The organism is Streptococcus suis (genome assembly GCF_002960425.1).
In the GTDB taxonomy this organism is placed as follows: domain Bacteria; phylum Bacillota; class Bacilli; order Lactobacillales; family Streptococcaceae; genus Streptococcus; species Streptococcus suis_S.
Genome location: NZ_POIZ01000047.1, coordinates 14,465 through 37,053, shown reverse-complemented (window position 1 = coordinate 37,053; position 22,589 = coordinate 14,465). Strand labels below are relative to the sequence as shown.

Below are 22,589 nucleotides of genomic sequence, written 5' to 3'. Positions count from 1 at the left end.
TTGTCTGCTTGATCTTGTTCTTTTAAGTTACTAGAAATATTGTTCAAAAGCAATGTCTGCACGTTCATAAGGGAATTTGTTTTTGTCAACTGGAATTTCGATAAAACCAAATTTTCTATACAGATGGATGGCGGACACACATTTTCGATTCGAAACGATAATCACTTTTTGAATCTGTTTCTCCTTAATAAAATCCATGCAAGCTTGCAAACAAGCTTTGCCAGCCCCTTGACCAGCAAATTCTTTTTTGGCAGCAAATTTTTCAATTTCCCACTCACCAGATGGGAGTGGTGCAACCATACAAGATGCCATAATCTCGCCTTCATCATTAATGGCGAAGAAAATCTCCCCACCATTTGCAAGACGCTCTTCAATGCTTCCTAGGACCATACGATCTTCATCTTCTACTTGAAACATTTCTTCTATCCAGGCGAGGTTCATAGCGATAAATGCTTCCTTGTATTCAGGTTTATAGGTTTCAATGTTCATTTTTCTTCTCCATTTCTTTTATGAGGGGGATAAGTGTTTCAATTGCTTCTTGAAATTCGGAACGTTGTTGAGGGGTCAAATGGCTCAATTGTTCAGTAATTTGCTGATTTGCTTTGTTGATATATGACTCAACAGCAGCTAGTCCTGTTTTCGTCAGAAATAGACTGTGTTGCCGTCCATCGATTTGGCTTATTTTTTTAATGATGTAGTCTGATGTTTGAAACTGTTTGAGAATTTTACTGATGTAGCCCTTGTCCAGTTGGAGAGAATGGCTAATGAAAGAGGCGGTACAGCCTGAGTTCTCATAGATTTCAAATAATATCCGAACTTCAGTAATATTGTAGCGTTCCCCTAGGTATTTGTTTCCTAGCAAATGAAAAGCAGGTAGGTAAGAGCGGTTAAACTGTCGTAGCTGTATAATTAAATTTTCCAATAGACACCTCTGGCATTTAGTTGCTAAATGAAATTAATTTTTTAACAGTATATCAAAAATAGTTGCTTTTGACAACTGTTTTTTGGAGTTTTTATTGAATACCATTTTTTATCAGATACAGATTGACTTATTTTATCTGGTCTTGTTCTTTCGCTATAAGGAATATATTGCCATATTTGCGGACCTTGGTTTCAAGGCTTTTCGTACCTCGATTGCTTGGTCACGGATTTTTCCAACGGGCTTTGAGACAGAGCCAAATGAAGAAGGTCTGCAATTCTACGATGATGTCTTTGATGAGCTATTGAAATACGGTATCGAACCTGTTATTACCTTATCTCACTTTGAAATGCCCTATGAATTGGCCGAGAAAAATGGTGGCTTTATGAGCCGTGATACGATTGACCAATTTATCAAATTTGCCGAAGTAGTTTTCAAATGCTACAAAAATAAGGTCAAATACTGGATGACCATTAATGAGGTCAATAACCAAATGAATTTCTTAAATGATATTTTTGGTTGGACAAATTCTGGTGCTCATTTTGGGGACTATGACAATCCCGAAGAGGCGATGTATATCTGTGGTCACCACACTCTTGTGGCTTCTGCCAAGGCAGTTGCTATCGGAAAATCCATCAATCCTGATTTCCAAATCGGAAACATGATTGCCATGGTACCAGTCTATCCATTCTCCTCTCGACCAGAAGATGTCCTCTTGGCAAATCAAGCTATGCACGACCGTTGGTTTTTCTGTGATGTTCAAGTTCGTGGTCATTATCCAGCCTATGCCTTGAAAATGTTTGAACGCAAAGGCTCCAATATTCCAATTACAGAGGAAGATAAGGTCGTTTTGGCAAAAGAAAACTGCCTCCCGTTATGGGAAGGCAGTTTTTATGCTTTCAATCTAAAAGTCTGCGGAGCTTTTTTCAATAAAATCCAGTAACCGATGCTGACATAGGCAATCATAGCCAGAGAAATGAGTAGGATGTACAAGTGACTGCCTAGATCTAGCTGGGTGTTGAGATAGGCTACCCAATAGAGAGCGCCACTGAGGAATTTATAGACTGGATTGACCACTTCCATATCCTTTGTAAAGGGCTGGAGGATGTAGTAGATAAAAAGGTCGTGGAAGGAAAAGAGGGCTGTTAGACTTAACAAAAGTAGAGCAGTTAGGAGATAGGTTTCAATAGGCAGCTGTGCTCTAGTAAAGATGATGAGGGCCAATAGTAGAGATCCAGAGAAGGCAGCATTTAATTTTACAGTTTGTAGAAAACGATAATGAAAGCCTGCAATAATGGTTTTTGCTTCGCGGTAAAATGGATAGTGGAGCATGGAAATGTCGCAATTAACAAAGACCATCTGTGCGACAGCCTTGCCCATGGAGGCCACATACATGACCATGAAAGCAAATGGAAGTCCCTCGATGTAGTTGGCATTGCTTATTTCTATATCCTCCTTTGAAAACCAACGGATTCCTTCAAGAAAGAGGACAATGGCCAAAAGACACCCCAAGCGGAAGAGCAATTTTTTAGTGAGGATGGAGCGGTAGCGGTCAAATAGCAGAGCGTTTAGGTAGGTCATACCAGACAGGAGGGACAGGTCTTTTCCAGTTTCCATATTGAGTTTTGCCTGCATCTGCAAACCCTGGCGAGTATATTCATTGCCCTTGGTCATCTCAACAATTTTCTTGTCCAACTGCAAGGATTGGTCCATGCAGTAGGAAAGATAGTCCAGATGGTTGGTCTGTTGTTTCAAATAACGATAGCCAAACCAAATCAGCAAGACCTGACAGACAAGCACAGGCAGTAAAAAGATGGGCGACAGATGATTGCGGAAAAGGATAAGACTGGCAATAGCTACTAGACCAGTACCCAAGATAACCCAGGATTGCCAAGAGTTTCGACGTGCCAAAATACCTCTGTTGAATAGTGCTCGATTGAGAGCCTGTCCAGTAAAACTTCCTGCTGGAATGGTCAGTAATCCTAGAGGCAGATAGAGCCAATTTCCTGATAGGCTAGAAAAAATCAGCAGGGCAGGCAGGTAGAACAGACTGGTGATAATAGGTTCTACAAAGAGTTGACTTTGCAAAAAGGTAGATTGTGATAGACCGAAGTTCTGCATAAATTCTCTATCTGCTTTCGAGATAACCGGGTCTAAGCCCTTGCTAAAACGATAGTTTAGTCCGACAAACAGAAACCAGAACACAAATCCTAGAAGCCAAGTCCCTGGAAGGATATTCCAAAAGGTAAATTCCTCACTGGCCAAGATATTCATCCAGAAAGAAGCATGATAGAAATGAAAAACCAACCAGAAGCCCTTGGTCAAAAAGCGACTGGGGATGGAGAGGATGTGCAGGATCAAAAAGAGACCAGACTTAAAGCTGTAAGACTTGAAAATACTCTCTGGAATGCTCTTTCCAACAAGTGGCAGTTTCCGTAGATAGTAGAAAAATCCGTTGACGGAGCGATGGAGAGTATACTTTTCCCGATACCAAAAATAAGGTAGAATGGTTTTCATATGCTCCTCCTAATCTGCTGTCAGCAAGGCAACCACTTCCTGTTCAAAGTCAGGGTCGTGGAGTTTGTCGCTTGAAACAGCCTGCAATTCCTGGTGATGGAGCAAAACAATCTCATCACAGAGGTCCTGGGCCAGCTGCAAAATGTGGGTAGAAAAGATAATGACAGAATCCTTCTTAGCCTCCCGAATTAGCTGCTTAAACTCGTGAGCAGCCACAGGGTCAAAGGAAGTCAGGGGTTCATCCAAGAGCAGAACAGGTGGCTGGACAATCAAGGACAGGAGCAACTGGACCTTGTTCTGCATACCGTGGGAAAAATCCTTGAGCAGGCGGTGCTGGTCTTCTTCTCCGATACCGACCAAGTTCAGCCATTCTTCTGGACTGCGAGGAGATTTGAGTTTATCCTTGTGAATGTCCATATAGAAACGGACAAACTCATAGGCCGTCATAAAAGCAGGTAATTGTGGATAGGTCTGGGTAAAACCGATGTCTGTATTATCGTAGTCAAGAGTTTCTTCCCCCTCTACAAACTGGATACTGCCACTGTCTAAGGTCATATTACGGGCAATGCAGTTAAACAAGGTTGTCTTACCAGCTCCGTTCCGCCCTAGCAAGCCGTAAATCTTGCCTTGTTCAAATTGAAAGCTGGCATCCTTCAGAATAATCTTATGATCAAATTTTTTAGAAATAGAAGACAGTTTCAGTTGCATAGCCAATCTCCTCTTGTTATATTGTTATGACTTCATCATACAACAATAAACAAAAAAATTCAAGCAAATTTTTGCTTGAATGTGATGTAAAAACTAGTAATGCAAACTCCCTGCCACCCAGCCAGTTGCTAGACAGTAGGTAATGTTAAAGCCACCTGTATGGGCGTTGATGTCCAAGACCTCTCCTGCAAAGTGGAGACCTGGGACTTTCTTGCTTTCCAAGGTTTTGGGATTGATTTCCTTGAGGTCAACGCCACCCTTGGTCACAAAGGATTTGGCCAGAGACATCTTGCCTGTAATCTTGATAGGGAGGGCTTTGAGGAGGGTGACCAGTTCAGTCAGGTCCTTTTGAGAAACTTGTTTGACCTTGCTATCGTAGTCTTCAGCGAAAAAGTCTGCTAGGCGGTCTGGCATGAGTTCTCGCAGGGCATTCTTGACGGATTTTTCCCTGTTGGCTTCTAAATGCTCAAACAAGTCCTGTTCAGAATGGGTCGGCAGAGCATCGAGAAATGCGGTTTCGCCGCCTTTGACAAAACTAGACAGACGAAGAGCAGCGGGTCCCGACAGGCCAAAGTGGGTGAAGAGCAGGTCGTGGGTGATGACGTGCTTGCCGTAGGTCAGGGTGACATCGTCTAGGGAAATGCCTTGAAGCTTCTTGTGGGGGAAGTCGGTCAGGACAGGGCTTTCTGCGGCTTCAATCTCTGTGACTTCCAGCTTGAAGTGGCGGGCAATGTCGTGGCCAAAGCCAGTCGAGCCAGTGGAAGGATAGGTCTTGCCGCCGGTGGTGACAATGAGCTGGGGTGCCGTAAAGGTTTCCTCGCTGGTCTTGACATGGAAGAGGTCGTCCATCTTGCGGACGGATACCACCTCCGTACCTGTGCGGATGTCCACGCCATTTTCCAGCATCTTCATTTCCAGGCACTTGATAATGGTCTGGGAGCGATCGGTGGTCGGAAAGACACGGCCGTGGTCCTCGACCTTGAGCTTGACCCCGTTTTCCTGAAAGAAATTCATGATATCGTGGTTGTCAAACTGGGAAAAGACGCTGTAAAGAAAGCGGCCATTGCCGGGAATGCCAGCCAGTAGGTCTTCCAAAGTACCGTTGTTGGTCACATTGCAACGTCCGCCGCCTGTGCCAGATAGTTTCTTGCCCAAACGCTTGTTTTTTTCAAGGAGGAGGGTCTTCTTGCCATAAAAACTAGAAGAAATAGCAGCCATCATGCCAGCAGGCCCCGCTCCGATAATAATGGTATCTACTGTATTCATATTCTTATTGTACCATATTTTGAGTGAGAGCTAGCAGGGGCTTTGCTATGATTTGTGGAATTTTTCCTTGAGATAGCAGAGGACGATTGCTAAGGGGAGGGGGTATAATGAGAATGAGGAAATCTAGTTTTTATTAGGTATAGTCAAATGACAATATCTCATCTGCAAGTGAAAGGAAAGTAGGTAGCAACATGGCAGGTAAGCAAGCGGAGTATGGTTTTCCAGCAGGGTTCTTGTGGGGGTCGTCCACCTCTGGTCCACAAAGTGAGGGAACAGTAGCTGGTGATGGAAAGGGGTGGAACAACTGGGATTACTGGTATCATCAGGAACCTGAGCTTTTTCATCACCAAGTAGGTCCAAAACAAACATCCACTTTTTATGAACATTTCCAGTCGGATTTGGATTTGTTAGTGGAAACGGGTCATAGTATTTTTCGGACTTCTATACAGTGGTCACGCCTGATTCCAGATGGCATTGGTGAGGTTAATCCCCAAGCTGTGGCCTTTTATAGGGCTGTATTTACAGGTATTCGAGAGCGTGGGATAAAGCTTTTGGTCAATCTGTATCATTTTGATTTGCCCTATGCCTTGCAGGAAAAGGGTGGATGGGAAAATAAGGAAATCGTTAGGGCCTATGAGACCTATGCTAGTCAATGCTTCAGTCTTTTTGGAGACTTGGTGGATCGCTGGATTACCTTTAACGAGCCTATTGTTCCAGTAGAATGTGGTTATCTAGGAAGCTACCATTATCCTTGTAAGGTAGATGCAAAGGCAGCTGTGGCTGTAGCTTACCATACTCAGTTGGCCAGTTCTTTGGCAGTTCGGGCCTGTCACCAACTACATCCAGACCACAAAATCTCTATTGTTCTCAATCTTACTCCTGCCTATCCAAGAAGTCAGAGCCCAGAGGATTTACAGGCGGCGCGGATTGCTGAGCTTTTTCAAACGCGAAGCTTTTTGGATCCGTCCGTTTTGGGGCAATACCCGAGGGAACTGGTTGACATTATTGAAAAACACGGTTTACGTCCAGAAACCACAGAGGAGGAATTGACCATTATCAAAGAAAATAGGGTTGACTTCCTGGGGGTAAATTATTACCAGCCCTTGCGCGTGCAGGCTCCTTCAGAAGAAGCCGGGGAGAGTGGAGCTTCCTTCCTATCCAAATACTTTGTCCCCTATGATAAGCCTGACAAGAAAATCAATCCTCACAGGGGTTGGGAGATTTATGAAGAGGGGCTATATGATATTGCTAAAAATATTCAGGAAAACTATGGGAATATTGAATGGTTGGTCACTGAGAATGGAATGGGAGTTGAAGGTGAGGATGTTTTTGAAGAAAATGGTGTCATTCAGGATGACTACCGCATTGCCTTCATACAGGACCATTTAATACAGCTTCATAGAGGGATTGCTGAGGGGGCTAATTGTACAGGCTATATGGTCTGGACCTTTATTGATTGCTGGTCTTGGTTAAATGCTTATAAAAATAGATATGGTCTCATTTCCCTTAATCTTGAAACCCAGAAGCGCACCATCAAAAAATCGGGTCACTGGTTCAAACAAGTGAGTGAAAAGAATGGCTTCACAAGAGAACTCCCCTTTTCTTGAAAATTCCCCATAATTTGACAGAACATAGGCTTTGTGATAATATTTTAATGATACAAACTATGAGAAATCTAATAGCTTATATTGGCAGTAAAGCGCTTTGATTTGAGAGATAGTTTTAGCTGATCAGGGCAGTTTTTTGAGGGAATATTGACTGTATTTTGAAAAAAACGAACGATGAGTAGCTAAAGACGAGCCTTAGATAGAAGTGCTGAACTGTGCATATGGGTTCTAATTACTGAGGATATTATGGGAATCGAAAAAACAGTCAGCGAATTAGCTGAGATTTTGGGAGTGAGCCGTCAGGCTATGAACAATCGCGTAAAAGCACTTCCAGAAGAATTTGTAGATAAAAATGATAAGGGTGTAACGGTTGTCAATCGTGCAGGTTTGATTGAGCTAGAAAAAATCTATAAGACAACCATTTTTGAAGATGAGCCGATTAGCGATGAGGTGAAGCACCGTGAAATGATGGAAATCTTGGTGGATGAGAAAAACTCTGAGATTATCCGTCTATACAGTCAACTAAAGGCCAAGGACAAGCAACTGGCTGAAAAGGATGAACAGTTGCGGGTCAAGGATATCCAGATTGCTGAGAAGGACAAGCAACTTGACCAGCAGCAGCAACTAACTCTCAAAGCCATGGCAGATAAGGATGTCCTCAAGCTAGAGTTGGAAGAGGTCAAGGCTCAGGCAGAAGGAGTACAGAGAAAAGGCTTCTTTGCACGTTTGTTTGGAAGGTAGATAAAACGAAAAATCAAGCTCTTAGGAACTTGATTTTTTCTTGTGCTCTAGCCATTCGTCTCTTAACATCCCATATTTGATAGAATCATGGTAATGCCCTTGCCAGTATCGAACCTTGCGGATGTGGGCTTCTTTGGTCATGCCTAATTTTTCTGCGGTTCTCATCATGCCCTTGTTGCCAGACCAGGTAGTGAGCCCGATGTGTTCTAATTCTGCAAATTGTTGGAAAATGGTATCAATCCAGAGTTGGAGAGCAGCTGTGCCATATCCTTTGCCCCAGACCTTATCGTCATAGATTTCAATCCCGATTTCGAGCCAGCGTGTTTGCTGGCACTCCCAGTATAGTCTTTTAGTTTACTTTTAGTACTAGGCAACGAGCCGCAGGCATAACTGGAGTTAGGCAAGGCGAGTTAACGAAGTAATAAAAGAAAAACTAAATGACGATAATAGCTCACAAAGCCGATAGGCAGCTAATCCACCAGGATTGCTCTGACGCAATCTTTTTGTAGCCACTGGTAGAGTTCCAATGCTTGAAACTCTTCAAAAGTGGCGCAGGCTTGGTAGTCATCAAAGTAGGGGGCCGCAAACTCCTTCCAGCGAGGTGCGGCTTGACGGTGGCCAATAGTCCAAAGTGTATGTAAATAATCTTCATACTCTTCGAAAATCAAAATTATCCGTTGTCAACTTGCCTTGATGAACCCCAGTTCTATCGTCGGCTTCGTTTCCTAGGCTATTTTTAATTTTCATTGAGTATCAGTCATTGGTGAAATCCTAATCATGAGAACCTCCTTTATTTTTCTAGTCTAGCATATTTGATGAATGCTTGCAATTCCTAGTAGAATATGGGAAACTAGATATATGAAAAAGATACGACGTACATTTCAGAAAGTTTATTACAATTTAGATAAGATTTTACTGCTCTTTTTTACCCTCTTTGCCTTTATGGAATTTGTCTGGATACCCCTCAATTCCTGGCTTTCGGAGAGCTTGTTAGCCATGACAGACCATGCCTATCTCTCACCGACCAATCTCTTTGCGGTAGTTACAGAGAACTTGTTGGTGACGGGTCTATTTATCTTACTCTTTTTTGCCAATATCGCCATAGCCTACTTAGAACTCGCCTTGCTCTTTACGGGTGTTTGGCAGCTTTTGGATGAAAAGGTCAAACATCTACCAGATTATTTGTGGGATGTGCGAGATAGCATGCTGGCTATCATCCGCCATAGTAGCCTTCCCAAGGTCCTCTTTCTGCTCTTTTATTCGGTCATCCTCCTGCCCTTTTTACGACGGATTTTAAATATTTACTACTTCAATAAGATTGTTGTGCCACAATTTTTGATTGATTATTTTTCTAACACCTTGTGGCTGGCCATCTTGATTTTCCTTTCGGTTTTCTTCTTCTTTTGGCTAGCAACCCGATTCATGTACGCCCTGCCAAAGATTTATTTTGAACACCGAAGCGTCAAAGAATGCATCGCCTATTCTTGGGAAAGGACCAAGGGGCGCCAGCAGATGACTTCCCTTTTGCGGCTTTTCTGGCTAGTGACCTCTCCAGTCCTCCTCTTTGCGGTGATTGGCATCTTGCTCTATGCTCTGCAATTGTTCCTAGAAAAACCCTTTCCTCAACTCTCCTTTGGACTAGCGGTCTTCTCCTATATCGTATTAAAACTGTCTTATTATGGGGTGGTTGCCCTCTTTATGCTGGGATTTGTCAGCCTATTGACCGGCAAAAAACTGCCCTCCTATCGACGGAAACGCCTGCGTCATCGTCTGCGTCTAGCTATTCTAGGAGTCTCCAGTCTGGTCTTTGGCGTTCAGGGAGCCATGACGCTCTACTATCCTTATGAGAACCTGCCTGTGACTATCTCCCACCGCGGTGTTGACAATGGAAATGCGGTGCAGAACTCTATCGAGGCCTTGGAGAAAACCTCTCAGCTCCAGCCAGATTATATCGAGATGGACATTCAGGAAACCAAGGACGGCCAGTTTGTGGTCATGCACGATACAGACCTGATGGCTTTGACGGGCAATCCCGGAGGTACACATGATTATAGCCTAGCAGAGTTGACGGCCATGACTGCATCTGAAAACGGGATGACAGCTCCTGTCCCTTCTTTTGATACCTATCTGGATAAGGCGGATGAGCTAGGGCAAAAATTGTTGGTGGAGATTAAGGTGACGAATGCCGACTCGCCACAGTTGACCAAAAATTTCCTGAAGAAATATGGCCAACGCCTCCTTGCCAAGGGCCACCAAATTCAGTCCTTGGACTATAGAACCATTATCCAAGTCAAAGAATACAGTAAAAATCTGGTCTCCTTTTTTATCCTACCATTCAACTCTATCTATCCGACAACCGTCGCAGATGGTTATACCATGGAATTTACCTCCTTAGACCAGAACTTTATGGTCAAGTCTTGGCTAAAAGGGAAGTCTGTCTATGCTTGGACACCCAACGATACGGATACCATGACGCAGATGGTTTTATTACAGGTGGACGGCATTATCACAGACAATATGACAGAATTAAAGCAACTGCTGAAGGACTTGCAAACGGATCATCGTTATTCTGATCATTACCTTTTGCAGTTGCAGTCCTTACTCTATAATTTTGAATAAACAAAGACGCGAGGGCCTAGCCCAATCGCGTCTTTTCTGTCTTAAAATGGTAATTTACCTGCAAAGGCACCAAGTTTCTTCTGAGTGGCATCGTCAACTTTTGCAAGAGCATCATTGACTGCTTGGATAGTCATGTCCTGCAAGGTTTCAAGGTCATCAGCATCCACAACCTCAGGCTTGAAATCGATAGAAACCAATTTCTTATCACCAGTAAAAGTAGCCGTAACCAAATCCTGCACTGAGCTACCAGTAAATTGAGTAGCTGCCAACTCAGCCTGGCTCTTCTCCATTTGCTTTTGAAGCTTCTGAGCCTGCTTCATCATTTGCTGCATATTCATCATAATAACTATTCTCCTTAAAAAATCTTATGGATTTATTATAACATTAAAAAAGGAAATTTGGTAAGGTGAGTTTGTTGTAGTGATATCTTATTCGGCTAAGCAATCGAATGAGTTTTTTCTATTTTAGTGTTTTCACAAGAGTATTGATTGCTTGGATTACTTCTGAGCGCTTTTTCTTAGGTAAATCAGTCATGAGTAGGATCAATTCTTCAATTTCAGGATCCGTGGAAAATTCAACATCAAAAAAAGTTGGGATATCGACCTTCAAAGCCTCCATGATTTTTGATAGTGTCGATAGAGTAATGTTATTTGCTTTATTCTCTAATTTATATATGTAGTTATAGCCGAGATTAGCTTTTTCTTCTAGCTCCATCTGGGTCATTCCTTCTTGAATGCGCAATAAGCGAATCCTTTTGGAAATATAGTCTTGTAGTTTATTATCCATGAAAGTACCTCTTATGGTCTATCATACAGGTATTATTAGATAACAAAACCACTATATATGACTGTTATTTGTCAAAACAGTTGTAAAAAACTGTTTCAACTGATAAAATAGTTTTATAGAATGCAATAGTTTATTTGCTATTTTATGTTTCAGGACTATCAATTTGGAGGTTATTTATGACTCACTATTATTCCGTTGCTTCAGCAAAAGTTCACTTTAGTAAATTAGTCTTAACAACAGCTCAAAAAGATCAACTACATAGAAATTATAAGAAATATGCAGTTGAGGAGTTTAAGAAAGCATCAAAAACGACTGTATTTGATGGTAGCGGATTATGGCATCCGAAAAAATTCAAAGTTTACTTCCATAAGTGGCAAACTTCGGATGTGCTACATTCTACAGCGTTGGCTAAGAAATTACCACCACATTATCAATACTCAGATGATGATAAGAAAAAAATTGCAGCCAAAACTGCTACGGAGTTACGTAAAGCGGGTTATAAAGTGGATGTTGATGATTATGGAGGATTGTACTTATATAAACCGGTTAAGAAACGATAGGGGAATGTTATGGGTACTTCAAAAGTTGTTACTTTATTTTTAATAGATGGGACAATGACAGGGCGCGTGAAGGCTTCTTTAGCTAATCATACTGGGGTAGCTTTGAAAATTCCAAAACTAGATTTAGAAGATAGTGTCGACAGAGCAGAGTTGAGTTACTCAGGGATCTATTTCTTATTTGGTGAGGAAGAAGAAAGCCAACGTCCTTTAGTTTATGTTGGGCAAGCTGGAGAGCGTAAAAATCAGCAAGCGACTTTAGGTAGATTAAAGGAGCATATGCGAAATGAAGAAAAGTCATTTTTTAAGGATGCAATTATTTTAACAACCACAGACAATACCTTTGGTCCGACAGAAATCTCTTATTTAGAAAATCGTTTTTACAATTTGGCAAAAAATGCAAAACGATTTGCAGTAAAAAATAAGGTTGAACCAACAATAGGTAATGTGACTGAGGAAAAAGTTGCTGAGCTAGAGGATTTCATCGAGCAAGCTATTATTTTGACAGGGGTTCTTGGTTATAAAGCCTTTGAAACGGTTGCTAAAGCTTTCGATAAAACCCTTGTTCAAGAGACCGAATCAGATAACTCTATTTCTCTAACGATGACCTATAATGGCTACACTGCCAAAGGTAGCTTGACAAATGAAGGATTTTTGGTGTTCTCAGGTAGTCAGATTTCACCTCAAATGGCAAATTCTGTGTCCGATTCCATTAAACGCTTAAGAGAATTCCATGCAGAAAGCATATCCAATGGTTGTCTTTCGGAGGATATTTTATTTACGAGCCCTTCCCAAGCTGCTTGCTTTGTCGGAGGAGCTAGTCTAAGTGGGAATAAATTGTGGAAAACACAAGCTGGTCAAACTTTAGGTGAATTGAAAGTGTAGGAATAGATGCTTTCATTGGGAATATCAATTCCAGTTAAAATTAGCTTGCATTTGTAAAAAAAGAGCCTCACTTCAAGAGAGTTGCTCAATGTAAACAAGAGAGGATGAATAGATGCGTAAGGTAAATGAAAATACCGAATGGCTTAGAGAAAGTTTAGGGACTGAATATTTTATAAAGAATGGGTCCAATGATTATCAAATAAATTTTATGTATCCCTATGATGGAGATTTATTCCTTGTAAAAGATCTCATACTTTGTGTCTTGAATTATAATACTGGTAATTTAAAGGCTATTTTAGATCTTTCTAAATTTCATGTTCGATCAGAATGGGATATTAGACTTTTTGTCAATTCTTATGGGGTGTTTATCTACAATCGTCTTTTATTATTGCACGTTACCCATGATACATTTCAGGTCACAGATTTTAGTGATGTTTTAGGAAAGGCAGGTTTTGAACGTGCTTATATCAATGGTCCGTATTTCTACTTTGTCCAGAGTAATGAAAACGGAAAGGTACTTTCCGAGATATTTGAAACAGAACCAGATATAGAATATGACAAGGCAATGACTTATGATTATAGGGAACATTTGCCTTTTGAGGTTACAAAATATAACTATCCTATTAAACGTTTGGAAGTCAGTACAGGTGAGGTTGAAATTCTCTTTGACTACATTTATTTGAATGATTTCTATATTACAGGTCCAACTCCCTACGCAGGTTGGATAGGTAGAACAGAAGACGCGGCTTTTGTTGCAAGTAGTGATTATCTTTTTGTAATGTTACACTGCTTCCAAATGGATTCTTACGATGGCTCTAAGTATATGACAAGCTGTGATAAACCTTTCCTGTTAAATCTAAAGACAAAATCCTTAGAAGAGTTTCTATTGCACGAAGGGGAACGTTTGATTTATTTCTGTTCCCAAACTGGGATGTTCTTATGTCGAAAGGGAGATGATTTTTATTACAGAACGATTGATAATAGTCGTAGAGAGGCTCTGTTGACCAAGGCTTTAATTAACGATAAAGTTACTTATTTTGATGGATTTACTGCATACCATAGTGATGATTGGACTTTCTATGAGATAAATCATAGAGGAGTAGCTTTAGAAGAGGAAAATTGGCGTCCGAGTGTTGGAGCATGGCGTAATCAGCGATTAGTTACTAATGATGAGGCTGTAGTAATCAATATGGGAACTTATAGTTGTGATAGTGAGTATGAAATCTTTGAACATGGGAAATTGATACACACGTTTGATATAGAGAAACTAGAGCTTCCTGATATTGAACAACAGATAGAGGGGGTGTCACAAGAGAATACTAGAAACAGTGATATATTTTCAATGAACTACAAGGGCTATCAAGCTACTGGTTTTCTTTCTTCTAATGGCTTTACGGTTCAAAAAGGTAGTCAGGTCAATCCAGAAATAGTACCCTCTTGTCCACAAGGTACTATTAAAGCAAGGCAACAATATGCGGATAGGATCAATGGAAATGTATTGATAGCAGATATTGAGTTTTCGAGTATCTCTGCAGCAGCATCGTTTGTTGCTGGAGCTAGCCAAAACGGAAATGTCGTTTGGAAAAATGAGAAAGGTGTGACTTTTAAGGAGTTGCATTCTGAATAATAAAAAAGGAGATATTGTATTGGGACTGACAGAAAATGAAATTCAGTATTTTAATAATACTCCTATCGCGAGGAAAGTAGATGTATTATACTATTACCTCGTAGAGGGACAAGGCAATATGGTAAAGATTGCTAGCATGTTAGGTATAGATGATGGTAGGCAGGTTTCTCAGATTACAAGAGGATACCAGTTTGAAGGGAATAATCGGGGAATTTTTTCGAAAAAGTCAGGATTTTTTAAGAAATATGGATATGAAGTAACAAGAAAAGATATTGAAGACTTTGTGCGAACATATCCTAGATACGAAGACTATGGTGATTTGGAAGCGTTCTTGATAGATAGAATACAGTTTAGAAGTTATTCACAAGGATCATTTGATAGAGATGATCAACACCAGATAAATCACTTTCAAGAATCGAGAAATGATTATTCTTGGGTATTTTATCTAATTGGAGGAATAATTTTACTAATCTTAGGATATCAATTTTTATTATTTATTTGGGGAATTGTGAAACCACTAATTGATTTCTTTATTCAATATTGGTTAATGATCGTCATGTTAGTGGGAATAATTGCTTGGGTTATCCGAAAGGATAGAAGGTAAAAGGAGATCGAGGCTGGACTTAAGTTTAGGGCCACTTCTCAGAGTTCGTGTCAATATCTCAGCGCAGTGGTTGATTGGCTTTAACGGTCTGGGGATAGCCCGTTAAAGCTCAACAACTTGAAACGAGAAATTGTTGACGAACTCTTTTTGACTGGGTCGAGTTCCTCCATACTCTCAATGACAGTTTCTATTTTTTATATACCCTATTTTCTTCTTTCAAAAACTGGAAAATCCTGTCTTTTAATTCCTCGAAGTCGCCTTGAAACGTAGCAATCTCAATCGTTTTTTCCAGACCATCGTTTAGTGAGAGATTGGACTGAAAACCATTCATTGCCAGAAACATATGCAATGCCATCACAGCTGTTCGCTTGTTGGCATTATAGAATGGGTATTTTTTGATTAAATTTATCCAGATAATAGCTGATTTGCTATAGATATCTGGATACAGTTTTTTTCCAAAAATTTCTTGCTTTGGTTGTTCGACAATCATCTGCAAACTATTGGGGTCAGCTATTCCGACTGGTTCCTTTGGAGAATATTTTCCTATAACCATGACATTGATTTTGATAATGTCCTCAGCGGAGAGATATTTCATTTATCCACCAGCTCTTTCAATAATTCATCGTATTGGTTCATAGCTTTTTCTAATTCTTTGTCAAAATCAAATTTTGGTTCAGCTTTACGGATGATGATGTTATTTCCTGAAGTGACAAATTCGATTTCTTCGCCAATTTCAGCACCAAGTGCTTCTTTTATAGCGTTTGGGATAGTGATAACAGTGCTGTTACCTGTTTTGCGTAGTAGAACGTTCATTGTATATACCTCCTTATCATGTAGATACATTATACCTTGTATATACAAAATATAAAAGCCAATTATTTAATTGAACCTGTTTTTAAAAAGCTAACTTCTAAAAGCAAATCCTAGTTTGTTACAAAAACTGGAGGAGTATTTAAGCGAGAACCATAATCCACAAAATATTGACCGATTTAAGCTTCGAGAGCTACATAGCGAGGTTGTAAGAATACAATCCACAATCGCACAAATTGAATATATCAATCTATTTTAATTTGACTTTGTAAGCACTTTCTTGTATAATAAAAGAAAAACTGGTTATAACCAGAAAACAAGGAGGAGCTATGTTCCGTTTAGCAAAAGAAGAATTAGAAAAATTGGGAGCTATTATCACAGCGACTGAGATTTACCAACAGCCTGGCTTGTGGAGAGAGGCTCATCAACTGTATCTTGACCAGTTGGAGAAGATTGAAACCTTCTTAACAGCCATCAAGGACAAGCATGACTTTGTTCATGTGATTTTCACTGGTGCAGGGACTTCAGACTTTGTTGGTCAAAGTATTGCCAACTACCTCAACCAAGTCAATGACTTGAAACACATTCGTTTTTCTGCCATTGGTACGGTTGAATTGGTTGGTCGTCCATATGATTATCTGCAATCTGATGTGCCAACAGTATTGGTATCCTTTGCCCGTTCAGGTAATTCACCTGAAAGTGTGGCAGCAGTAGAAGTAGCTAAACAAATCGCTAATCAACTCTACCAAGTGACCATTACCTGTGCACCAGAGGGCAAATTGGCTCTTGCGGCTGAGGGGGATGCGGAAAATCTCCTACTCTTGCAACCGGCGGGTTCAAATGACAAAGGCTTTGCCATGACAGGCTCTTACAGCTGTATGGCTCTGACAGCCCTCCTCGTCTTCTCTCCAGCCAGCCAAGAAGAAAAAGCTGCTTGGGTTGAGACCATTGCCCGTCTGGGTCAAGATGTCTTGGACCGTGAGGATTATGTACAAGAATTGATTGACCTTGATTTTGAGCGGGTGATTTATCTGGGTTCAGGTGGTTTCTATGGCCTTGCCCACGAAGCTCAGTTGAAAATTCTGGAATTGACAGCAGGCAAGATTGCGACCATGTATGAGTCACCACTCGGTTTCCGTCATGGACCAAAATCCTTCATCAATGAAAAGACCTTGATTTTCCTCTTTGCCTCAAACGACGCCTACACACGCCAGTACGATATGGACTTGCTTAATGAAGTTCATGGTGATGGCATAGCAGAGCGGATTGTTGCCTTGTCGGCTGATAAGCTAGCAGGTACAGAAGCAGCCAACTTTGTCTTGGCAGAAGGCGGAGCAGATTTACCAGATGTCTTCCTAACCTTCCCTTACATCATCTTTGCCCAAACAGTATCTATCATGGCAGCTATCAAATGCAAAAATTTACCAGATACACCATCACCAACAGGTACCGTCAACCGTGTGGTACAGGGTGTGATTATCCATCCTTTAGAAAAATAGGCAGTCATACTCTTCGAAAATCAAATTCAGACGTTGTTGACTTGACTTGATGAGTGGCAACCTCCAGTGGAGGTTGCCAGCCTGCTATCCATAAATGAAAATAGCAGGGATTGACATCGTGCTGACACGAACTTTGTTCGCTTTATTTCCAACCACTAAAGGTTCCCCAAACCTTTTTGTAGCGAACTTCGTTCTCTCTATTTCCTACCTCCAAAGATTCCCCGAATCTTTGGAGGTAGTCTGATTTTGATTTTCCTTGAGTAACAAAAACGAGTTGCAGGTGCAGCTCGTTTTCTTGTCTTATGGTCTTGGAAGATGGATGGTTGAATGCTCCAAATCAATCGAAATAGTCCAGTTACTATTGTCCCGAATAGTGCATTCAAAGTCTGTCGTGTAGAGAATCAGCTCCAAGACATCGCCTTTTTTCAGCTGGTAGATAGTCGGTTGTAGTTTCCAGGTCAGATTCATCCACTGTCCAGGCACCACTTCCTCGACAGTCATTAGGTCGGTGCGGTTCTGCAGGTTCATAAAGCCCTTGGTCACCAAGCGTTGCGGCATCTCCACATAAGGCAACTCCACCAGATTTTCTTGGGCATGGTAGCGACCGTTGTCCAGACTTAATCGTGTTTTGGGTGTTGGGATTGGGGCTAGGCGTTTTTTGCTCCCTTTGTCCAATAGCTGAGCAGATAAGAGGCCTTTGGCTACACTAGAAGCTACACGGAGTTTCAGCGTGACCTGTCCGTTAATTAGGAGGTCCTCTGTTATAGGCAGTTCCATGCTGATTTGGTTGGCCTTGCCTGCATAGAGGTCTTGGTGGAAACTTTGATATGCCTTGCCGTAGCGGTCAAAATCTTCTTGGGCATACTGATTGGAGATGGTCTGGCTTCCAGTTCCCAGTGGCAAGACAGCCTCGTTTTCACCGCCAAAGGTGTCCAAAGTCGTCCAAGTTTGTTCACCGCTGTTGTCCTGCCAGATGACCGTTGGCAGTTGGTAGTTGTTCTCGTAGCCCAGCAGTTTTTGACTGAGTAGGGCGTTCATGGATTCACGGAAGTCGATGGATTGCCAGTTGTTCATATACACGTGGGCACCGTTGTGGAAGAAGAGGTGCTTTTTGATGTGACTTGGCAGGGCATGGAACATATTCCAGACGTGGATTGGCTTGACATTCCAGTCCTGTGAGCCGTGGGTAAAGACCACCTCACACTTGACCTTGTCAGCCTGGAGCAGGTAGTTGCGGTCCTGCCAGTATTGGTTGTAGTCACCGCTGGTGCGGTCCAGGGCAGCACGTTCTGCCACCAGTCCTTTTTCGTAGGCTTCTTTGCTACGGAGGAAGTCCCCTGCTTGCAGACTTTTCGAGTAGGTCAGGGCGGTCAAGCTATCCAAGTCCTCTCCTGGATAACCGCCAGGGCTGGTCACCAGCCCGTTTTCACGGTAGTAGTCATACCAAGAGGAAATTCCCGCTTCTGCGATGACGACTTCCAATCCGTCCACGCCAGTTGTTGCCAAGGCATTGGACATGGTTCCCAGATAAGATAGTCCCGTCGTCGCTACCTTACCATTGGCCCAATCAGCCTTGACTTCTAGCGAGCGAGTGTGGTCTGTGTAGGCCTTGGTGCGGCCGTTCAGCCAGTCAATCACCGCTTTATAGCCCTCCACCTGCTGGTAGTCGCCAGATGTCATGTAGCCCGTCGAGCCCAGCGTGCCGACACCAGACACATGAAGGCTGGCAAAGCCGCGAGAGAGGAAGTAGTCGTTGAGGGAATAGGAAGTGATGTGGCCCAGTTTTTCAGTGGCAGGACTGACAGGTAGCTCTCGTTGGTCCAAGTCTAGTTTGTTAATCTTAGTTTGACTAACTTGAATGGTGCCAGCTGGTTTTTCCGTCAACTCCCCTTCCATCTTGTGCAGGGCCTTGTCGCTAGCTACATCGTTAACTCCTTGATGATAAGGACTGTTGGTAATGACCGCAGGGATTTTTCCGTCAAAGTGAGGACGGAGAATAGACAGCTTGACAATATCAGTCTGGCCAGTCCCAGCCGTATCGACAGGCGTTTCCACATAGACCACCTCACGAATGAGGTTTTTGGTTGAAAAGGTTGCCAAGGATTTGCCGTTGAAGAAGTGGTAGTTGTTATCTTCTGGAATGAAATCATCGCTAACCAGTTGGTCAATTAAGGTATTTCCAGACTTGGTGCGAGTAGCCAGCAACTGGTAGAGGTTGTCTATAATGTCCCCATAGACAATCGGGAAGTTGCTTTTCTCCGCGAAGTCCATGACATCTGTATAATCCACACCAGGCACAAAGCCCAGCAACTGAAAAGCGACTTGATAGAAAATCTGGTCAGTCAACTCACGGTCAGACTGGAAGAAGGTCAGCAGGTCTGTATCCCAATCTGCGATCATGTTGGACAGGGCAAAGTCTGTATTGGCAGTCAGGAAATGGCATCTTCTGACAAAGACATCTAGATTCTTCTTGGGACTAAAATCGGTCTGTAGTTCAAAACCAAGGGCTGTTAGCTCCTCTAGGGCAAGAGTTTGTTCTTTTGGAATGAAAGAAAATTGGTTAAAACGCATGTATTTTCCTCTTTTTCTGTGCATAATCTATAGTAACTATTATATCGGATAAAGGTGGCTTTGTCTAAGATTTGTCAAAAGAATATTCGTATATCTATGTAGAAAATGACAGTATAATTAGTTGTAAAATAGTGATTTTTTTTATACAATATTCTAGTATTATTGAGAAAGAAGAATTATCGTGTTGAGAAAAAATGATGTGATTGTACCCGTTTTAAGAGTGAATAATCGCGGGCTCAATCAAGTCTTCCTAGAAGAACAACTGGGAATGACAGTACAATTAGAAGATGGTCCCTTTGCTGATTTTGGAGATAAATCTAGTTCAGCAACAAAATTGGTGTTGATGGAATCGCCGGGCAATCGTACCCGTGCGGTTAAGGGACTTAAAAAATTAAATAAACTGGTCATCAAGGTCGAAGAGGCTCATGAGATTGAAGCCTTGCTGGCTCGAGGAACTGTGTTCACCAAGCTCTACAAAGGGAAAAATGGTTTTGGTTTTGAGGCTATCTCTCCAGAGGGAGATACCTTCTTACTTCATGCTGAACAAGCTGTTGAGGAGTTGACAGCAATTCTTCCGCCCGTGCATTTTACTGGTCAAGCTGATTTTGCAGGTTTGACGGCTTTTGTGGTGGAGTCTGTTTGGATCAATACCCCTCAAGCAAGTGTCAGTCAGGATTTTTATGAGGCTATTCTACCTAACCAGGCCTTTTTGCGTTTTGTGGGAGCAGAAGGGGAGGACCTAGTCACTCCAGCAGAACAGGTTTGGGATTTGGATAGCTTGCGTTTCCCTATTGAGCAGGATTTTGACTGGGCAAATTTGGAAAGCCACTTGGAAGGTCCCTTCTTCAAAGACAAAAAAGAAAGCTTTATCCAAACGGTTGACCCAAGCGGTATTGAATTGTGGTTTGAAAAATGAGACAAGCAATTTTAGATAAGATTTCAGAGCAGATTGAGCAAGGAGTCTATCCTGGTGCCAGTCTGGCTCTTTTTTCTAAGGGGCGGTGGCAGGAGTACTATCTGGGGACCCAGGATGGTCAGATGCCAGTTGAGGCAGGTTTGACCTATGACTTGGCTTCTGTTTCCAAGGTGGTTGGAGTAGGGACTCTTGCGACTTTTCTGGTTAATAGCGGAGCTTTGGAGCTAGATAGGACCTTGCAGTCCTATTATCCAGCCTTTGCGGATAGTAAGGTCACCATTCGGCAATTATTGACCCATACTAGTGGTATCGACCCTTTCATTCCCAATCGTGATAGTCTGGATGCCGCCCAGCTCAAGGAAGCGATTTTGAAGATTACTGTAACGGACAAGAAAGAATTTCTCTACACAGACATCAATTTTCTCTTGCTGGGCTTTTTGCTGGAGGAACTTGGTGGAGCTAGTCTGGACCAGCTAATCAGACAGGATGTTTTAGAGCCCTTTGGCATGTCCCAAACCTCTTATGGTCCTGTCAGTCAGGCGGTGCCGACGGTGCGTGGGGTCACGGCAGGTGTGGTGCATGACCCCAAGGCGCGTGTCTTAGGGCACCATGCGGGTAGTGCGGGTCTCTTTTCGACGGTCAGGGATTTGGAAATCTTCTTAGAGCACTATCTGACAGAGGACTTTGCGGCAGACTTGACCCAGGACTATGGTTTTGATGACAAGCGCAAGCGGTCGCTGGCCTGGGACAAGAAGGGGGATTGGTTGTCCCACACAGGCTATACGGGAACCTTTATCATGTACAATCGTCCCTTGCAGAAGGCTGCGATTTTCCTTTCTAATCGGACTTTTGAAAAGGACGTTCGTGTCCAATGGAAATTGGATCGAAATCAGGTCATGGCCCTGATACGGCAGGTCTTGGACGGGGAGAATTAGATAGGGATAGTTGTAAGATACCCAGATAGTTTGAGGGATAAAGCTAGAGAAGAAACCGTTAGCAATTTGTAACCAATTTGACATTTTTTTTCGGTGAAAATATTGGTAAAATGAGAATATGAATTGGAGGTGTAAAATGAAAAAGTATATTTGTCAGTCGTCCTTGTTATTAGCAGGTCTGGTAACTACTCTTATGGCTACCTATAGTGTGCAAGCAAACAGTCATATTGTGGCGGAGGGAGATTCACTCTACTCGATTGCAGACCAGTATGGCCTAGATCCATATCAATTAGCGGAAGCCAACGGATTGGACCTTCTAGGTCTAATCACACCGGGTCAAGCCTTAGAATTGCCAGGTCAAGCTCATGTTGAAGCAGAGGTTGTAGAAGCTAGTGCAGGTCAGTCTGACTATGTTGTTCAAGAGGGAGATTCCCTTTATGGAATCGCAGATGCTTTTTCATTGAACATTTATGAGTTGCTAGAGCAAAACCAGTTGACCTTAGAAACAGCCCTACATCCTGGTCAGATTTTGAAATTGACAGAAACCATTTGGGGTCAAGCTGTCGATACAAGTAGCGATAGCTACTATCTTCCTGGTTATGAATATGAGCCTGGTATCAACTATCCTGTTGGTCAATGTACTTGGGGCGTACAGAAAGTCGCTTCTTGGGCAGGTGACTGGTGGGGCGATGCGGCGACTTGGGGAGCCAATGCGGCGCGTGATGGTTTCCGCACGGGGACTGTGCCAGAAGTCGGGGCTATTATTTCCTGGAATGATGGTGATTTAGGACACGTTGCCTATGTGACAGCTGTCAATGAAGAAGGACAAATCCAAGTTCTCGAAGCCAACTACCGTGGACAGCAGTGGGTGGATAATTTCCGTGGCTGGTTCAATCCAACGGATACACCAGGTGAAATCACCTACATTTACAATAACTAAGATGATAAACCATCTCCTCTTGAATCGGATTTCAGGAGGATTTTTTTATGAACCGGCTCTGTATCCTTCCGAAAATCCTCTA

General features: G+C 42.3%; 21 protein-coding genes and 2 pseudogenes. 12 read left to right on the top strand and 11 right to left on the bottom strand.

What is annotated here, in order from left to right; all coding sequences use genetic code 11:
* Positions 1 to 30: 30 nt before the first annotated feature.
* Both C1G57_RS06040 and C1G57_RS06035 read right to left on the bottom strand, forming a co-directional pair.
* Positions 31 to 489, bottom strand: a complete 459-nt coding sequence (locus C1G57_RS06040; RefSeq protein ID WP_029171639.1) for a GNAT family N-acetyltransferase — start codon at positions 487 to 489, stop codon at positions 31 to 33.
* Positions 479 to 922, bottom strand: coding sequence for a MarR family winged helix-turn-helix transcriptional regulator (locus tag C1G57_RS06035; RefSeq protein ID WP_105114168.1), 444 nt, complete (start codon positions 920 to 922; stop codon positions 479 to 481). The genes C1G57_RS06040 and C1G57_RS06035 overlap by 11 nt, the downstream gene beginning before the upstream one ends.
* Positions 923 to 1,067: 145 nt before the next feature.
* On the opposite strand from C1G57_RS06035, the pseudogene C1G57_RS06030 reads away from it, so the two are divergent.
* Positions 1,068 to 1,778: pseudogene (locus tag C1G57_RS06030) on the top strand (family 1 glycosylhydrolase); the annotation flags it as partial.
* Between the two features lie 32 nt (positions 1,779 to 1,810).
* Here the strand turns inward: C1G57_RS06030 and C1G57_RS06025 are convergent.
* The 3 genes from C1G57_RS06025 to C1G57_RS06015 form a co-directional block, all read right to left on the bottom strand.
* Positions 1,811 to 3,436, bottom strand: coding sequence for a hypothetical protein (locus C1G57_RS06025; protein WP_105114167.1), 1,626 nt, complete (start codon positions 3,434 to 3,436; stop codon positions 1,811 to 1,813).
* A 9-nt stretch (positions 3,437 to 3,445) separates the two neighbouring features.
* Positions 3,446 to 4,144 (bottom strand): ATP-binding cassette domain-containing protein, encoded by a 699-nt coding sequence (locus C1G57_RS06020; protein WP_105106850.1) that lies wholly within the window; start codon positions 4,142 to 4,144, stop codon positions 3,446 to 3,448.
* Between the two features lie 93 nt (positions 4,145 to 4,237).
* Positions 4,238 to 5,410 carry an NAD(P)/FAD-dependent oxidoreductase gene (locus C1G57_RS06015; RefSeq protein WP_105114166.1) on the bottom strand — a complete coding sequence of 391 codons (1,173 nt, stop codon included), beginning with the start codon at positions 5,408 to 5,410 and terminating at the stop codon, positions 4,238 to 4,240.
* A gap of 191 nt (positions 5,411 to 5,601) precedes the next feature.
* On the opposite strand from C1G57_RS06015, the gene C1G57_RS06010 reads away from it, so the two are divergent.
* The gene (locus C1G57_RS06010) at positions 5,602 to 7,017 is read left to right on the top strand and encodes a glycoside hydrolase family 1 protein (protein ID WP_105114165.1); all 1,416 of its coding nucleotides are present in this window, start codon (positions 5,602 to 5,604) and stop codon (positions 7,015 to 7,017) included.
* Positions 7,018 to 7,263: 246 nt separating this feature from the next.
* Complete coding sequence (locus C1G57_RS06005) at positions 7,264 to 7,758, top strand: DUF536 domain-containing protein (RefSeq protein WP_105114164.1); 495 nt, start codon at positions 7,264 to 7,266, stop codon at positions 7,756 to 7,758.
* 21 nt (positions 7,759 to 7,779) lie between these two features.
* Here C1G57_RS06005 and C1G57_RS11645 read toward each other — a convergent pair.
* Positions 7,780 to 8,432, bottom strand: a pseudogene (locus tag C1G57_RS11645) (GNAT family N-acetyltransferase).
* A gap of 184 nt (positions 8,433 to 8,616) precedes the next feature.
* Between C1G57_RS11645 and C1G57_RS05990 the strand changes: the two are divergent.
* On the top strand, positions 8,617 to 10,377 hold the full coding sequence (locus C1G57_RS05990) for a glycerophosphodiester phosphodiesterase (RefSeq protein WP_105114163.1): 1,761 nt from the start codon (positions 8,617 to 8,619) through the stop codon (positions 10,375 to 10,377).
* A 41-nt stretch (positions 10,378 to 10,418) separates the two neighbouring features.
* On the opposite strand, the gene C1G57_RS05985 is transcribed toward C1G57_RS05990, so the two are convergent.
* Entirely contained in the window at positions 10,419 to 10,718 is a 300-nt protein-coding gene (locus C1G57_RS05985) for a YbaB/EbfC family nucleoid-associated protein (RefSeq protein WP_105114162.1), read from the bottom strand.
* A 118-nt stretch (positions 10,719 to 10,836) separates the two neighbouring features.
* A complete protein-coding gene (locus tag C1G57_RS05980; RefSeq protein ID WP_105114161.1) occupies positions 10,837 to 11,163 on the bottom strand; it encodes a helix-turn-helix domain-containing protein in 327 nt (108 codons plus the stop codon).
* Between the two features lie 176 nt (positions 11,164 to 11,339).
* Here C1G57_RS05980 and C1G57_RS05975 point away from each other — a divergent pair, with 176 nt between their 5' ends.
* The 4 genes from C1G57_RS05975 (at position 11,340) to C1G57_RS05960 (ending at position 14,836) form a co-directional block, all read left to right on the top strand.
* Positions 11,340 to 11,723 carry a hypothetical protein gene (locus C1G57_RS05975; RefSeq protein WP_105114160.1) on the top strand — a complete coding sequence of 128 codons (384 nt, stop codon included), beginning with the start codon at positions 11,340 to 11,342 and terminating at the stop codon, positions 11,721 to 11,723.
* 9 nt (positions 11,724 to 11,732) lie between these two features.
* Positions 11,733 to 12,605 carry a GIY-YIG nuclease family protein gene (locus C1G57_RS05970; protein WP_105114159.1) on the top strand — a complete coding sequence of 291 codons (873 nt, stop codon included), beginning with the start codon at positions 11,733 to 11,735 and terminating at the stop codon, positions 12,603 to 12,605.
* 112 nt (positions 12,606 to 12,717) lie between these two features.
* Complete coding sequence (locus tag C1G57_RS05965) at positions 12,718 to 14,232, top strand: DUF4357 domain-containing protein (protein ID WP_105114158.1); 1,515 nt, start codon at positions 12,718 to 12,720, stop codon at positions 14,230 to 14,232.
* A gap of 19 nt (positions 14,233 to 14,251) precedes the next feature.
* The gene (locus tag C1G57_RS05960) at positions 14,252 to 14,836 is read left to right on the top strand and encodes a hypothetical protein (protein ID WP_105114157.1); all 585 of its coding nucleotides are present in this window, start codon (positions 14,252 to 14,254) and stop codon (positions 14,834 to 14,836) included.
* 187 nt (positions 14,837 to 15,023) lie between these two features.
* Here C1G57_RS05960 and C1G57_RS05955 read toward each other — a convergent pair whose 3' ends face one another.
* Together C1G57_RS05955 and C1G57_RS05950 are read right to left on the bottom strand one after the other, a co-directional pair.
* Entirely contained in the window at positions 15,024 to 15,431 is a 408-nt protein-coding gene (locus C1G57_RS05955; protein ID WP_105114156.1) for a type II toxin-antitoxin system death-on-curing family toxin, read from the bottom strand.
* Positions 15,428 to 15,649, bottom strand: a complete 222-nt coding sequence (locus C1G57_RS05950; protein ID WP_105114155.1) for an AbrB/MazE/SpoVT family DNA-binding domain-containing protein — start codon at positions 15,647 to 15,649, stop codon at positions 15,428 to 15,430. The genes C1G57_RS05955 and C1G57_RS05950 overlap by 4 nt, the downstream gene beginning before the upstream one ends.
* A 326-nt stretch (positions 15,650 to 15,975) precedes the next feature.
* Here C1G57_RS05950 and C1G57_RS05945 point away from each other — a divergent pair, with 326 nt between their 5' ends.
* Entirely contained in the window at positions 15,976 to 17,145 is a 1,170-nt protein-coding gene (locus C1G57_RS05945; RefSeq protein WP_105114154.1) for an SIS domain-containing protein, read from the top strand.
* Positions 17,146 to 17,445: 300 nt separating this feature from the next.
* On the opposite strand, the gene C1G57_RS05940 is transcribed toward C1G57_RS05945, so the two are convergent.
* Complete coding sequence (locus C1G57_RS05940; protein WP_105114153.1) at positions 17,446 to 19,716, bottom strand: Xaa-Pro dipeptidyl-peptidase; 2,271 nt, start codon at positions 19,714 to 19,716, stop codon at positions 17,446 to 17,448.
* 181 nt (positions 19,717 to 19,897) lie between these two features.
* Between C1G57_RS05940 and C1G57_RS05935 the strand changes: the two genes are divergently transcribed.
* The 3 genes from C1G57_RS05935 (at position 19,898) to C1G57_RS05925 (ending at position 22,507) form a co-directional block, all read left to right on the top strand.
* The gene (locus tag C1G57_RS05935; protein ID WP_105114152.1) at positions 19,898 to 20,632 is read left to right on the top strand and encodes a CppA N-terminal domain-containing protein; all 735 of its coding nucleotides are present in this window, start codon (positions 19,898 to 19,900) and stop codon (positions 20,630 to 20,632) included.
* Positions 20,629 to 21,567: a serine hydrolase domain-containing protein gene (locus C1G57_RS05930; protein WP_105114151.1), complete on the top strand. Its 939-nt coding sequence runs from the start codon at positions 20,629 to 20,631 to the stop codon at positions 21,565 to 21,567. The genes C1G57_RS05935 and C1G57_RS05930 overlap by 4 nt, the downstream gene beginning before the upstream one ends.
* Before the next feature lie 136 nt (positions 21,568 to 21,703).
* Positions 21,704 to 22,507 (top strand): LysM peptidoglycan-binding domain-containing protein, encoded by an 804-nt coding sequence (locus C1G57_RS05925; protein ID WP_105114150.1) that lies wholly within the window; start codon positions 21,704 to 21,706, stop codon positions 22,505 to 22,507.
* Positions 22,508 to 22,589 lie beyond the last annotated feature (82 nt).

Coding starts and splice junctions, on each gene's coding strand:
- C1G57_RS06040 (WP_029171639.1), bottom strand. CDS start 489: ATGAACATTGAAACCTATAAACCTGAATACAAGGAAGCATTTATCGCT.
- C1G57_RS06025 (WP_105114167.1), bottom strand. CDS start 3,436: ATGAAAACCATTCTACCTTATTTTTGGTATCGGGAAAAGTATACTCTC.
- C1G57_RS06020 (WP_105106850.1), bottom strand. CDS start 4,144: ATGCAACTGAAACTGTCTTCTATTTCTAAAAAATTTGATCATAAGATT.
- C1G57_RS06015 (WP_105114166.1), bottom strand. CDS start 5,410: ATGAATACAGTAGATACCATTATTATCGGAGCGGGGCCTGCTGGCATG.
- C1G57_RS06010 (WP_105114165.1), top strand. CDS start 5,602: ATGGCAGGTAAGCAAGCGGAGTATGGTTTTCCAGCAGGGTTCTTGTGG.
- C1G57_RS06005 (WP_105114164.1), top strand. CDS start 7,264: ATGGGAATCGAAAAAACAGTCAGCGAATTAGCTGAGATTTTGGGAGTG.
- C1G57_RS05990 (WP_105114163.1), top strand. CDS start 8,617: ATGAAAAAGATACGACGTACATTTCAGAAAGTTTATTACAATTTAGAT.
- C1G57_RS05985 (WP_105114162.1), bottom strand. CDS start 10,718: ATGATGAATATGCAGCAAATGATGAAGCAGGCTCAGAAGCTTCAAAAG.
- C1G57_RS05980 (WP_105114161.1), bottom strand. CDS start 11,163: ATGGATAATAAACTACAAGACTATATTTCCAAAAGGATTCGCTTATTG.
- C1G57_RS05975 (WP_105114160.1), top strand. CDS start 11,340: ATGACTCACTATTATTCCGTTGCTTCAGCAAAAGTTCACTTTAGTAAA.
- C1G57_RS05970 (WP_105114159.1), top strand. CDS start 11,733: ATGGGTACTTCAAAAGTTGTTACTTTATTTTTAATAGATGGGACAATG.
- C1G57_RS05965 (WP_105114158.1), top strand. CDS start 12,718: ATGCGTAAGGTAAATGAAAATACCGAATGGCTTAGAGAAAGTTTAGGG.
- C1G57_RS05955 (WP_105114156.1), bottom strand. CDS start 15,431: ATGAAATATCTCTCCGCTGAGGACATTATCAAAATCAATGTCATGGTT.
- C1G57_RS05950 (WP_105114155.1), bottom strand. CDS start 15,649: ATGAACGTTCTACTACGCAAAACAGGTAACAGCACTGTTATCACTATC.
- C1G57_RS05945 (WP_105114154.1), top strand. CDS start 15,976: ATGTTCCGTTTAGCAAAAGAAGAATTAGAAAAATTGGGAGCTATTATC.
- C1G57_RS05940 (WP_105114153.1), bottom strand. CDS start 19,716: ATGCGTTTTAACCAATTTTCTTTCATTCCAAAAGAACAAACTCTTGCC.
- C1G57_RS05930 (WP_105114151.1), top strand. CDS start 20,629: ATGAGACAAGCAATTTTAGATAAGATTTCAGAGCAGATTGAGCAAGGA.
- C1G57_RS05925 (WP_105114150.1), top strand. CDS start 21,704: ATGAAAAAGTATATTTGTCAGTCGTCCTTGTTATTAGCAGGTCTGGTA.